The organism is Flavitalea flava (assembly GCF_054461575.1).
Genome location: NZ_JBTLQH010000001.1, coordinates 394756 through 407261 on the forward strand (window position 1 = coordinate 394756; position 12506 = coordinate 407261).

8 protein-coding genes are annotated in these 12506 nt (G+C 46.9%); 6 read left to right on the forward strand and 2 right to left on the reverse strand.

Annotated features, from left to right (window positions below):
• Positions 1 to 83: 83 nt before the first annotated feature.
• The 6 genes from ACX0G9_RS01400 (at position 84) to ACX0G9_RS01425 (ending at position 7535) form a co-directional block, all read left to right on the forward strand.
• Positions 84 to 485: a hypothetical protein gene (locus ACX0G9_RS01400; protein ID WP_459063048.1), complete on the forward strand. Its 402-nt coding sequence runs from the start codon at positions 84 to 86 to the stop codon at positions 483 to 485.
• Positions 486 to 783: 298 nt separating this feature from the next.
• Complete coding sequence (locus ACX0G9_RS01405; RefSeq protein ID WP_459063049.1) at positions 784 to 1605, forward strand: HAD-IIA family hydrolase; 822 nt, start codon at positions 784 to 786, stop codon at positions 1603 to 1605.
• Between the two features lie 403 nt (positions 1606 to 2008).
• On the forward strand, positions 2009 to 4462 hold the full coding sequence (locus tag ACX0G9_RS01410; RefSeq protein ID WP_459063050.1) for an Ig-like domain-containing protein: 2454 nt from the start codon (positions 2009 to 2011) through the stop codon (positions 4460 to 4462).
• A 50-nt stretch (positions 4463 to 4512) separates the two neighbouring features.
• Positions 4513 to 5484 carry a PorP/SprF family type IX secretion system membrane protein gene (locus ACX0G9_RS01415; RefSeq protein WP_459063051.1) on the forward strand — a complete coding sequence of 324 codons (972 nt, stop codon included), beginning with the start codon at positions 4513 to 4515 and terminating at the stop codon, positions 5482 to 5484.
• 11 nt (positions 5485 to 5495) lie between these two features.
• Positions 5496 to 7145, forward strand: coding sequence for an OmpA family protein (locus tag ACX0G9_RS01420; RefSeq protein WP_459063052.1), 1650 nt, complete (start codon positions 5496 to 5498; stop codon positions 7143 to 7145).
• Positions 7146 to 7301: 156 nt separating this feature from the next.
• Complete coding sequence (locus tag ACX0G9_RS01425) at positions 7302 to 7535, forward strand: hypothetical protein (protein WP_459063053.1); 234 nt, start codon at positions 7302 to 7304, stop codon at positions 7533 to 7535.
• A 148-nt stretch (positions 7536 to 7683) separates the two neighbouring features.
• On the opposite strand, the gene ACX0G9_RS01430 is transcribed toward ACX0G9_RS01425, so the two are convergent.
• Together ACX0G9_RS01430 and ACX0G9_RS01435 are read right to left on the reverse strand one after the other, a co-directional pair.
• On the reverse strand, positions 7684 to 9168 hold the full coding sequence (locus ACX0G9_RS01430) for a RagB/SusD family nutrient uptake outer membrane protein (protein WP_459063054.1): 1485 nt from the start codon (positions 9166 to 9168) through the stop codon (positions 7684 to 7686).
• A gap of 9 nt (positions 9169 to 9177) precedes the next feature.
• Positions 9178 to 12450 (reverse strand): SusC/RagA family TonB-linked outer membrane protein, encoded by a 3273-nt coding sequence (locus ACX0G9_RS01435; RefSeq protein ID WP_459063055.1) that lies wholly within the window; start codon positions 12448 to 12450, stop codon positions 9178 to 9180.
• Positions 12451 to 12506: the final 56 nt, after the last annotated feature.

Consider the following 12506-nt stretch of genomic DNA (forward strand, 5'->3'; position numbering starts at 1 on the left):
ATATAGGTATTCACACCTAAACTCATTTTCTAATCGATTTTGCATTTACTTTTGAGGTTCAGAAGGAATTAATTCACTAAAAAATGAAATTTGACCGCTCCCTGCTTTTAATGATCGTTTACGGCCTTTTCACCCTGCTGTATTCTATTTATATCGGCAATCACCCTGTTGTTTTCGGGAACCAAAAAGGAACCAGTTGGTGGTATTATTTAAAATTTCTGCTCATCGGCAATTATTTCTTTTTTATCCTCCAGGGCATTATCCTCCGCTCGAAGAACTGGGGCATCCTATTGCTTCTTCCCATTGGATTATTGGCAGCAACAATTATTGCCGGATATATTATGGTGGGTATTATCCGGATGGGTGGCGGGGATTTATTAGATAAGGATATTGCAGACAGGATCCTGGCAGCACTTATTTTTCTGACCGGGAGTTATTTTGCGCTAAGGTTGATAAAGCCCGGCCGGCGGGGGCGCAGACGATAGTTCTCTATAAGCGCCGACGAGGCATTTCTTTTCTGTATTACCCGTTAACATAACAATAATATGTCAGGTTGGCTCGTTTTTGGCACAGAATTCGTACATTTGCAGCATAAGTTCTTAATTATTATCTCCTTCCGATTGAATTGCTGTGATGCAACCTGCATCCTTGTCTGACTCTTGCTTCCATCCCGCTTATGTTTGTTATTTCACTTTTTCTTGCCATTCAGCTTTTCCTTGCCATTCAACTTTTCTTGCCATCGACCGGATCTTCTACTAATCATAAAAAGAAAAATGTACTACTATGGAAAAGAAAGGCTTTTTAATCGACATGGATGGGGTAATCTATAAAGGCAGCGAGCCTATACCCGGTGCGGTGGAGTTTATCAATAACCTGCGGGATAAAGGATATCCCTTCCTGTTCTTAACCAACAACTCCCAGCGTACGAACAGGGATGTCTGTTATAAACTGCGAAAAATGGGTTTTCGCGTGGAAGACGAAGATGTCTTTACCTGTGCCATGGCAACGGCGCGTTACCTGGCGTCGCGAAAGGAGCAGGGAACCGCTTATGTGATCGGAGAGGGCGGGTTGCTTACCGAACTGCATAATATCGGGTATTCCATCGTAGACGATCATCCCGATTATGTGATCATAGGAGAGGGGCGCACGATCATGCTGGAATCGGTCGATAAAGCCATCAACATGATTATGGCCGGTGCCAAATTGATCGCCACCAACCTGGATCCCAACTGTCCTGTTGGCAATGGAAAATACAGGGCCGGCTGCGGCGCCTTTGTGTCCATGCTGGAATTTGCCACCGGTAAAAAGGCCTTCAGCGTTGGGAAGCCCAGTCCTGTCATGATGCGGATGGCAAGAAAGATCCTGGGGCTTTCTACAGATGAAACGATCATGATCGGCGACACCATGGGAACCGATATCCTGGGAGCCGGATCGATGGGTTTTACCACGGTTCTTACTTTGTCGGGCGTTACCAGCGAAAGTGATCTTGACCAATATGGTTATACCCCGGATTTCATTATACGGTCAGTTAAAGATCTGCTGGATGGTGAATTATTTGCCAACGTATTGGAAAAACAGCAGGAACAACTTTCCTATAACGAATAAGGGCAAGTATAAAGGCCTGAGCACCTCCGCCTTCCGTAAACAGGCCCGGGGAAATACTCAAAATATTCCAGTATCTACTATATAGGACAAATAGGGTGATTAGCCGCATCTTATATAGGTTAAATATTGTTCATTTCTTATTATGATTAAATTTATATAAGGGCTTAAACAATAAAATATGGTTTATTTCTTTTATAAAGGATTAGTTAAGTGTTACTTGAATTAACCTAAATCCAATTCTTTAAAAACCAATTTTATGATAGCCATTCCTAACCGGACTAAACAACGAGAACCCTTCTTCGTGCAACGGACCCTACAGTCTTCTTGCTCCTGATATTCTTCTGATCATAAGGTTTTCTACGAATTATTTTTTCCTATCCGCCCCCCTGAAACCCAATAAACCATGAAACCTGATATAAAACCCTTATTGCCTTTTTTGAAGGACCAGTTTCGCCGAAGGTTCATTCCAGCGCTGGCCGGGGCACTTTTTCTTATACTGGGATCATCCGTAAAACTAGTTGCTTCTCCCATCGGGGAACCGGTAGTAAAAGATATTCCCCCTTATACGGTAACCATAACCATCATCAAAAATCGTGCGCTTGCGGACGGAAACAAACAGGATATCGTTAAGGTGCATGTTACGCCTCTTCCGGCGGGAGGAATAGTTACGTTCAGCAGTAATGGGTTGTTTCCGAATATACCGGTAGACGCCAATGGGGACGCTTATCTCGCTCTCTCCAACTCGGTAGCCGGGAATCAAACGGTTCAGGTGTTTATCGAAGGGGTGCTTTACGGCAGTGTGGACGTGACTTTTATTAGCCAGGCAGATCCACCAAATCTAAACCCGGGCGGCCCAAGTTATATTCAACCGAATTTCAGCGGTTCGATAGCCAATTATAGTGATCAGAACAGTGTATTAGCTCATCTGGTTGATCCTAACGGCAATCCGGTGGCTAATCAAACGGTTACTTTTACCATCGCATCCGGCGTAGCCGATTTTGTGGGAGGGGTTTTCACTGCCACCACCAACAGCAACGGAGATGCCATCATTTCCCTGATCAGTAAAGTGGCTGGTGACGTAACACTGACGGCAACCGTTCCTTCAGGGCCAATTGTAAATGGCAGCCCTGCAACAGTAACCTTTGTTGCGGGCCCTCCTGATGTTTCCAGACCCGAGACGGCATTGATTGTGGATGTGCCGAGTACGGCGGCAGATGGCGTTAGTACCGATAAAGTACACGCGCATCTGGTTGATAAATACGGCAACATAGCCAAAAACCAGACCGTAACGCTGAATTTCAGCGTATGGCCCGGAGGAACGGCAAATGCCAACGCCGTTTTGAACGGAGGTGGAACAGTAACTACGGATAATAATGGCGATATCTATCTTACGATCACGGACATAACGACCGGTACGGTGATGATTGGGGCAACGGTCAATGGAAATACCATTAGCAATAGCGCCGTTATGGTAAAATTTGTAACCTCGACTCCTGACCCGGGAGTCCCCGGAGATCCGGGTAATCCTGGCGGGGGTAACCCCGGTGGGGCGAACGGTGGTGATCATACGCAATTAACGATAACAAAAGATAAGGCCATTGCCGATGGATTGGATAATGACCAGGTAAATGCCCACATTACCGATAACAAAGGCAACCCGGTTGGAGCAGGAGTTATGGTAACCTTCTTCATAACGACGGGCGGAACCATCGCCTCAGGGGCGCCCCAACTGCAGACCAATGTGCAGACTATCACCTTACCGACGGATGCTTCGGGAAATATAACCGTAAACATCACCAGCCTAAAGGCCGGAACAGTGAACATAGGCGCTTCGATTCTTTTTAACGGGGCGGCGACACCTATTTTCGGAAGTCCCCAATTGGTGACTTTTTTAGCCGGCCCCCCGGTACCTGTAGATCCAAGTGATCCTGACAACGGTACCCTATTAACGGTAACAAAAGATAAGTCGCTGGCAGACGGAACCGAAGTTGACAAGGTTAATGCACATATTACCGATATCAATGGCAACCCGGTGAAAAATACACTGGTGACCTTCAATATCATAACCGGAGGAACGATCACTCCCGGTGTGCCACAGCTGCAAGGAAATGTACAAACTATAAGCTTACTGACGGATGACTTTGGCAATATCGAAACGTCCATTACCAGTACCCTTGGTGGTACGGTAATGATAGAGGCTACCATCATGTATTTAAGCTTGGAAACACCGATTTATAAAAGCCCTCAGCCGGTAACTTTCGTCAATCTGCCGGATGTGACCAATCCCCAGACAGCTCTTATCGTGCTTGTTTATGAGGCACTGGCAGACGGACAGCGATGGACAAGCGTGAAGGCGCATATCGTCGATGGCGCGGGGAATGTAATGGACGGGCAGGAAGTCATTTTCACTATCGACTCCGGTAACGCACAGATCATTACTCCCGGACCCTGGAAGACCGATGCGAACGGCGATGTGACCATTTTTTTAACCAGCAAAACACCGGGAAATGTCCTGGTGACGGCGACCGTTGGCGGCAAGTCCATCGTATATGGCAGCCCGGCAAGAATGAAGTTTGACGCGATCAACATATATGTGCCCCCGGTATTTACGCCGAATGGAGACGGTACCAACGATGTGTTGAAACCGATCCTGGTAGGGATTGCCGAATTCCATTATTTCAGTATCTACAACCGGTGGGGTAACCTGATCTTTACGACACAGGATGCGAATGCAGGATGGGATGGGAAGTTCAAAGGAGTAGCGCAACCGGTGGAGACTTATTTGTGGATCGCCGAAGGGATAGACATACAGGGAAAGAAAATCGTGCAAAAGGGTATGACGTCCCTGGTAAGGTAACGGCAGAACTGTTTTCAGCGGAATATTAATATAGTAAATCCAATATCCAGATGAGGAAGATTTTTACCATACTGTGTCTCTTTATACTGACGGACATTGCCCGCGGTCAGGAGATCAATTTTTCCCGTGTGCAGGACATGGCGCTATGGTACAACCAATCCCTGAAGACAGACAAGCAGACCAGTCTAAAATTAAATTATCGCAATGTTCAATACGGGGGTTTGATCGCCTACAACAGCGTTGCGGCCATGTTCGATATGCCGCTGCTTTCCAAGGACGGAAAGTCAAAGGCGAATTCGGGCTATTTCAGTATAAGTGCGGGCGCGGCTTCAGATAAATCCAACCAGGGGATTCTGAATAATTCCCAGGGAATGCTGGGTATCTCCTATGCAGTTCCCCTCGGCCGTAAAGAAACCTTTCTCGCTGTAGGATTCCAGGGAGCCTATTATCAAAGTAATTTAAATGTCAACGGCGTATCGAATGCCTTTGGTGATCAATTCAATAATTACGGACCCATTGAAGGAGCGCCAAGCAGCGACCGCTTCGCAAGCGGATGGTCCTATGGACATTTTAATGTCAATACCGGGGTTTCCGTTTTTAGTAATTCCCGTTACGACAAATGGTATTTAGGTGTTTCGGCGATGCAGGTCAACCAGCCTTATTCCTACAAGATCAAGGCAGATTCCACCCGGCTAAAAATGGCTATCGGGGTCCAGGGCGGGTATAAATTCACGACCAAAACAGAAGACGAAGTGGCTTTTTATATGTCCATGAGCTGGCAGGGGCCCGCTTACCGCCATTATTACGATTTTTCCTATTCAAAGGCCATTCCGGGCATCCAGGGTGGTGCAGCCGTTGGCATTGGATTAGGTTACCGGTATTCAGATGCAATCGTTCCCAATATCGAGCTGAGGTATCAGAAACTGATATTAGGCGTATTATATGATGTAAATATTTCCAGTATCAGTGCTGCCGGTGTTTCCCGCAACGGCCTGGAGCTGGCGCTTCGTATGGATTTTTAAAATACTAACCCATGAACAAGGTATTAATTTGTCTGGCTGGCTGCTTCCTGTTGATCATGCTGACCCTGCATGCACAGGTTTTTGTAAAGCAGTCGCCCGATCCCACCAGGCAGATACAGGATACGGCCAGACAGGTGGAGGATCTTCCCAAATCTGTACAGGACACTGTCCGTCAGATACAGGATTCAACCGCCCAGCCATCGGTGCAGGTGCCGGTGGATAGCACCAAACAGGTGCAGGACTCGACGATGCGGGTAAAGGACAGCGTCAGTCCGGCACAAACCGATCCTAAGCCTGCACAGGCCGATCCCTCCGCAGTCCCTCCTTATACCAGGTCTTCTCCGGATTCCGTTAAGCCATCACAGGACAACGGTAAGGATACGGTCAACAATACGATAACTCCCGATAATACCAGTCAGCCTATGGCAGACAGCGCCAAAAAAACGCAGGATACGACGACTCCGGCCGAACCCACCAAAAGGGAGCTTGACACGCGCTGGTTTATTTCACCGCTTTTGAAGGGAGGTTTCCAGGATTTTGGTTTGTTGGAAAAAAACCGCAAGGGATATCTCAGTGATGCCAATACGCTTCCTTTTGCAGACAGGGGGAACTGGTCATTTGCAGCATCCGCCTATAAAAATTTAACCGGCCGCCTTTCGGCGAGCGCAGATATAGGATTCGCATTCGGACATGTCACCAGTGACAAGGTGTTGATCAGCCAGACCAAAAAGAAAACATATAATTTGCTCAATGCTACGGTCTATTATCATTTGCTCAATGCCAGCTACCGGCTGCAGCCTTATCTGACCGTAGGTATCAATGATCTGATTAACGATGCTTCCTACGCAAGTGTTCCCATGGGACTAGGCGCCAAGTTCAATGCCAAAAAGATCATGGTGCTGGGACAGATAACCTATGGTTACGGCCTTAGTAAGAATATGTCGAGCACGACCATGTATTCTATGGGGATCTATTTGCCGATCAGGAACAAAAAACAGAAACTGGCCGAAGCGGAAGATAAATCACCTTATAACAGAAAAGGAAAAGACGATGATAAAAAGAAAGATACGACGGCTAAGAACGGTGGCATCGTAAACAATATCTATATTACGATCAATATGGATTCTGTGCTGAAGTCCAAAGGCATCGGTAATGATGACGATAACGGTAATTCCTCAGGCGGAAGGAGAAGAAAAAAAGGCGGTGGTAATGGTGGGAATGATGATCCTGCGGATGATCTGGATAATCTCAAATCTTTAAACCTCGAAGACTTCAGCTCCAATGACGTTAAAGTCGACACGGTAGATGGAAGACCGGTTATCCGGTTCCGGGTCTATTTTGAATTTAACGAATATTCCCTGAATACGAAGGCTTTCACCAGCATCGATAAGGTGATCAGCCATTTGAAATCGAAATCGAACATTGCTTCAGTTGAAATAAAAGGGTATACCGATGATGTTGGTACGGACCAGTACAATAATTTCCTGTCCAGAAGGAGGGCCAAAATGGTCCTGGATTATATGAACAGCAGGGGAATGCCTTCCGAACTGATGCAGGCGAAGGCTTATGGAAGTGATGACCCGGTCGCTGATAACAAAGATCCCAACACGGCCTGGCTTAACCGGCGGGCAGAGATCATCGTACGGCTGAAAAGAGAATAAACGGTTCTGGCCTGGAAATGTCGATGGTGACGGGAAAGTCGATGGTGACGGGAAAAATTGACCAATGCCGGAAAAAAAGTAAAAAAATAACAATTAATTACGTAATTAAAATTTATATTGCGTATCCATAAAACAATTTTCGTAAATCCAATTTCCATGTTTAATCTGAATTCTACACTCCAATTACCTCAGTCTCCGCTCAATATCATCATTCGGTTGGTGGACGAACTGGGCAACTACATCGATCCCCATCAGCTTAAAGAAGTAGAATATCTTTCGCGCTTCCAGAACAAAGCGGTGGTCAATAAAGTCTATCACAAAATGGTCGAAGATAACCGGTCTGGGACGATCGAAGTTTATCAGGATAAGATCGTAGTAAAGGAAAACTGATATTACCTTTCTGATTTGATCCTGTAACACTTTGGATCCTTCAACCTTTTCAACCTTATTATTTTATTATTACCTGGTCGTCTCAACCATTTACCGGTTAAAACGACCAGGTTTTTTTTTATTTTCAGCCTTTTAGCAGGCTTTCCCACTAATTATAGCCCAAATTCTGAGGAAAATTCACCGGGTCATTATGTACGCTGATCTCGGATTGGGGAATGGGGAACAATAACCGGTTCGTATTGAGAACAGGTGTGGTCAGACCATATTCATTCAGCAAATGGGCCTGGATAATCGCCACCCCTTTTGCATAACGTGCCAGATCGAACCAGCGGTCGTTCTCGAATGCAAATTCGATCCTCCTTTCGCTGAAAATCCCATCCCGGAAACTATCCTGATCGGGGAAATCCGTAGAAGCCCGATCACCCAGTCCGGCGCGTTCCCTTACCAGATTCAGATAATAAAAAGCGCTTCCGCTGCCTGTGGAAGGATCATAGCCCTTTTCATTGAGGGCTTCTGCCAGTAATAACAATACATCGGCATAACGCAGCACCGGGAAAGAATTGCCTTCATCGTTGGTCGCAGAAGGAAGATCCAGGTATTTCTTTACATAGGCACCTTTTACCTGTGTAGTGGCATTGGTGAAGTAAAGGGTGTCCAGGGATGCGGCAAACCTTTTGTCACCCGTCTCGTAAGCCCTTGCCAGATCATGGGTTGGCCGGTTATTATTGGACCCTCCATAGGATATGCCGTTCAGATAGATCGTGGGTACCATATCGGAAAAATAAGTATTGCCTTCCGATGGGCTTTGTCCTTTTTTGTAGCGCACCGAAAAAATGGCTTCGGCGTTTACCTGGTTGGCTGCATTGTAGAGATCCGCATAATTGGGCAGCAAAGAATAGCTGTTTAAGATCGGGGTGAGTACCTGAGCCGCCTCATTCCATTTTTTCTCCGTGACATATACTTTGCCCAATAAAGCGCTGGCGCTGCCGGAGGTGGCCCTGCCAAGATCAGCGGACCCGGAATAAGCAGCAGGAAGGATCCCTGCAGCGGTTTTCAGATCATTTTCAATTTGCGTATAAACAGCACTCACCTCATTTCTTTTGTCAGTAAGCGCCTGGTTGGAGCTTTCCGTTTTAATGACCAGGGGCACTTTTCCGTAGAGCCTCACCAGGTTGAAATAAGATAAGGAACGCAGAAATAAGGCCTGCCCTTTGTACAGATTTTTTAAAGAATCTGTGAAAGTGGCCGCGTCTATTTTATCCAATACGGCGTTTGCCCTGTTAATAATGACATAGGCTCCGGCATAGGCATCTGAAATAAAGGGATTGGTCGTGATCTCGGTAAACAGATCGAGTTGGGAAGCTACTCCTGCATTGGCTCCCCTGTCGGAAATATCCGTATTATCACTCCGGATCTCCATGAGATAATAATCAGCTTTACCATAGTTCTGGTTGGTTTGCAAACCATCGTAGATGGCCGTTACACCCTGTTGGAAATCTGATGAGGTTTTAAAAAATGTGGCACTGGTCTGGTTGGACAGGGGAGGAAGATTGATGAAGTCCTTGTTACAGGAGGAAAGACCTGTTACCAATGCCGTCACTGCCAGAAATATTGTTGGGTTATGTTTGTTCATAAGTGCTTTTTAAAAGGTGATGTTCAATCCGGCGCTGAAGGTCTTTGCCAGGGGATAGGTTCCATAATCCTCTCCCTGGGTCAGAGGGCTGTCCGGCCTAGCGTTGACTTCGGGGTTATAACCGGTATATTTTGTCCAGGTGTGCAGGTTCTGACCGCTCAGGTAGAACCGGAAACTCCTAAGTTTATCCCTGAATAAATGAGTATTCACGGTATAGCCGAGTGTGATATTGCGAAGCCTGACAAAAGAGCCATTCTCTACATGGAAAGAACTGATCTGCCCGGTATTGGCATTGGAAACCCGGTTGGCTCTCGATGTATTGCCATCTCCCGGATCGGTGGGCGATTTCCAGTAATTGACCTCTTCGATCATTTGATTGGCATTCCCTTCGCCATTATAGATGTATCTGCGTTGCAAATTCAGGATTTGGTTGCCCTGGACGGCTTGTACCGCGATGGAGAGATCGAAACCTTTGTATTTGAAATCATTGGTCAGCCCCCAGATATATTTGGGGAAATAACTGCCGGTGATCGTTCTGTCATTGGCATCTATTTTTCCATCCTTGGTATAATCCAGGAATTTCCGGTCACCGGGTTTGGCGGTGGAATAATGGGGGTTTTTATCGATGTCCGACTGGTCCTTAAAAACACCGCCATTCAGATAACCATAATAACTTCCGATGGGCGAACCGATCTTCGTAATAAAGATCTGGGAGATAGTACCGTTTCCGCCGTCGGAAATAATGGGTGCGCCATTTGGCCCTAGCTGCAATACTTTATTCCGGTTGGCCGAGATATTAAAATTCGTGGACCATTTGAAGACTCCGGTAAAATTATAGGTAGTAAGTCCGAACTCGATACCGGTATTCTGAACTTTGCCGATATTCTTTAAAGAGGTGGCAAAACCCGTACTGAGCGGGATAGGGACATTCAGCAACAGATCGGAGGTTTTGGCATGATAATAATTTGCCGTAAGGTAGATCCTGTTAGCCAGCAAACCTATATCTATCCCGGCATTCAGCTGAGCCGTTTTTTCCCAGGTGAGATCAGGATTGGCAGGTTGGGCAGGTCCGACACCATTTGCCAACGCACCGGAACCGCTTCCCAGTACATAATTGTTGGAGCCCAGCAGATCATAAGAGGCATAATTGGGGACCTGGAAATTACCGGTAGTCCCATAACTGGCCCTGAGCTTCAACTCTGAAATAACGGGAACCGAAAAGAACTTTTCGCCGCTGACCAGCCACGCGCCCGCGATGGAAGAAAAGGTGCCCCATTTATGATTGGCGCCAAAACGGGAGGATCCGTCCCGGCGGATACTGGCTGAAATAAAATATTTATCCGCGAAATTATAATTGATCCTTCCCAGATAAGATACAAGGGACCATTGAGCTGTAGTAGAGGTGCCGCTCGTAATGGTTGCTGCACTCACTGTTTGTACGGCATCGTTGGGATAACCCGTTCCATCCACCTCGGTGGCTTTGGTGGTATTTTTCTGCGAAGAATAACCAAAAAGGGCCTCCACATGATGTTGTTGTTTGATGGTTAAGGCATAGTTCAGCGTGTTTTCCCAAAGCCAGTTGGTCGAGCTGGCCGTTTGGGACGAGCCTTTGGGAACGGTTGGCGCCGCCAGTTGCAGCGGCTTATAGGAACCAAGCGTGGAAGGGCGGTAATAACTGCGGTCGAAATAATTGATATCCGTTGCAAAAAAAGTTTTGAAACGAAGACCTTTGATGAATTCATATTCGGCGGAAATATTACCCAGGTTCCGGACGTGATCCAGATTGTCTTTGATCTGTTTGGCAAGGGCAACCGGGTTTTCCCCACCGGAAAAACCATATGCCCATACATTTTGTTTGTTGACCGCCAGGGATCCGTCGCTGTTATATACAGGAAAAATAGGGGAGGCTTTCAGGGAATTGCTGACTATGCCATCGAAGGTCCAGGGGCCTTCGCTGTTCACCAGGTCATAATGGTCGAAGGTGGGGTTCAGTGTCAGACCCAATTTCAACCGGGGGGTAAGATTGGCAGTAAGATTGGCCCGTACCCCGTATCTTTTGTAGCCTGAGGCAATGACCACACCGGACTGATCGAAATAATTCCCGGAAATATAATATTGGAATTTATCATTTCCTCCGGAAGCGGAGAACGTGTGATTCTGGATGGGGGCCGACCGGAAAATGGCATCCTGCCAGTCCGTGTTCGTAAGATTTTTATCTCCGTTCAGGTAGGGCAGAATTTCCGGGGGGATCTGGTACGTGGAATTCGACCGGATGGTATTATTGTCTGTGATTTGGGCGCCGGGTACGTTATCGAGGTAGGCCGTATTCTTCGCATCATAATCCAGTTTCGACCATTGGTAGGCATCCATCAGCTTTATTTTTTTACTGACCTGCTGGAATCCGGCATAGACGCCGTATCCAAAGGTCGGCGCACCTGTCTTCTTTCCTTTTTTAGTGGTGACGAGCACGACCCCGTTCGAGGCGCGTGATCCGTAAATCGAGGCGGAAGCGGCATCCTTCAGGATTTCGATCGATTCGATATCCTCTGTATTCAGCGTGCTCAGGGGGTCGGGTGATTTCTGGAAAGAGGCCTGGCCGGTGATATTAACGACATCCGTGCTTCCCTGAAGATTTTTCAGGTCGTTGGAGAGCGGGAACCCATCTATGACATACAAGGGGTCGATGCCTGCAGAAACCGAATTAAGACCGCGAATACGGATACTGATGCTGCCTCCGGGTGCTCCTGTATTCTGCAGGACCTGAACGCCCGGGATTTTGCCGGCGATCGCCTGTTCGAAACTGGTTACCGGTTGGTCTTTAAGATCGGCGGCACGTACAGAGGAGACGGCCCCGGTGATCTCTTTTCTTTTTTGTGTCCCATATCCGATGAGAACGACCTGATCCAGGGAAGATGCGGCCTCTTTCAGCGTTGGAGTCAGCGTTAAAGAGCCCCCCGGTTTCAGGTTAAGCCCGGAAATTGACAGCGGTTCAAATCCAACGGAAGAAAAATGAAAAGTATAGGGCCCGCCGGCGGGGAGAGCGGAAAATACAAAAATTCCATTGCTGTCAGCCTGGGTCCCCTTGGAAAAACCTGTCTTTGTATTTTTTGCCGAAACTGAAATGCCGGGAAGAGGTTCGCCCCGGTCGTTCACAATTTTGCCTGTTACGGTCTGTTTAGGCTCCTGCGCGAAAAGAAGGATAGGTTGTATCAGGACCAACAGGACCAGGGCCATTTTTCCTATTTCCCTCCTTATCCTTTTGCGATTGAAAAAATCCATCATATATGTTTTGGTTATGAAACGATTAACAAAAATAAGTGTAAATATATAGTCTACCT

What these genes read in the sequence shown, in the direction of transcription:
- ACX0G9_RS01415 (WP_459063051.1), top strand. Translation starts at nt 4,513, where the DNA reads ATGAGGAAGATTTTTACCATACTGTGTCTCTTTATACTGACGGACATT.
- ACX0G9_RS01420 (WP_459063052.1), top strand. Translation starts at nt 5,496, where the DNA reads ATGAACAAGGTATTAATTTGTCTGGCTGGCTGCTTCCTGTTGATCATG.
- ACX0G9_RS01410 (WP_459063050.1), top strand. Translation starts at nt 2,009, where the DNA reads ATGAAACCTGATATAAAACCCTTATTGCCTTTTTTGAAGGACCAGTTT.
- ACX0G9_RS01425 (WP_459063053.1), top strand. Translation starts at nt 7,302, where the DNA reads ATGTTTAATCTGAATTCTACACTCCAATTACCTCAGTCTCCGCTCAAT.
- ACX0G9_RS01405 (WP_459063049.1), top strand. Translation starts at nt 784, where the DNA reads ATGGAAAAGAAAGGCTTTTTAATCGACATGGATGGGGTAATCTATAAA.
- ACX0G9_RS01430 (WP_459063054.1), bottom strand. Translation starts at nt 9,168, where the DNA reads ATGAACAAACATAACCCAACAATATTTCTGGCAGTGACGGCATTGGTA.
- ACX0G9_RS01435 (WP_459063055.1), bottom strand. Translation starts at nt 12,450, where the DNA reads ATGATGGATTTTTTCAATCGCAAAAGGATAAGGAGGGAAATAGGAAAA.
- ACX0G9_RS01400 (WP_459063048.1), top strand. Translation starts at nt 84, where the DNA reads ATGAAATTTGACCGCTCCCTGCTTTTAATGATCGTTTACGGCCTTTTC.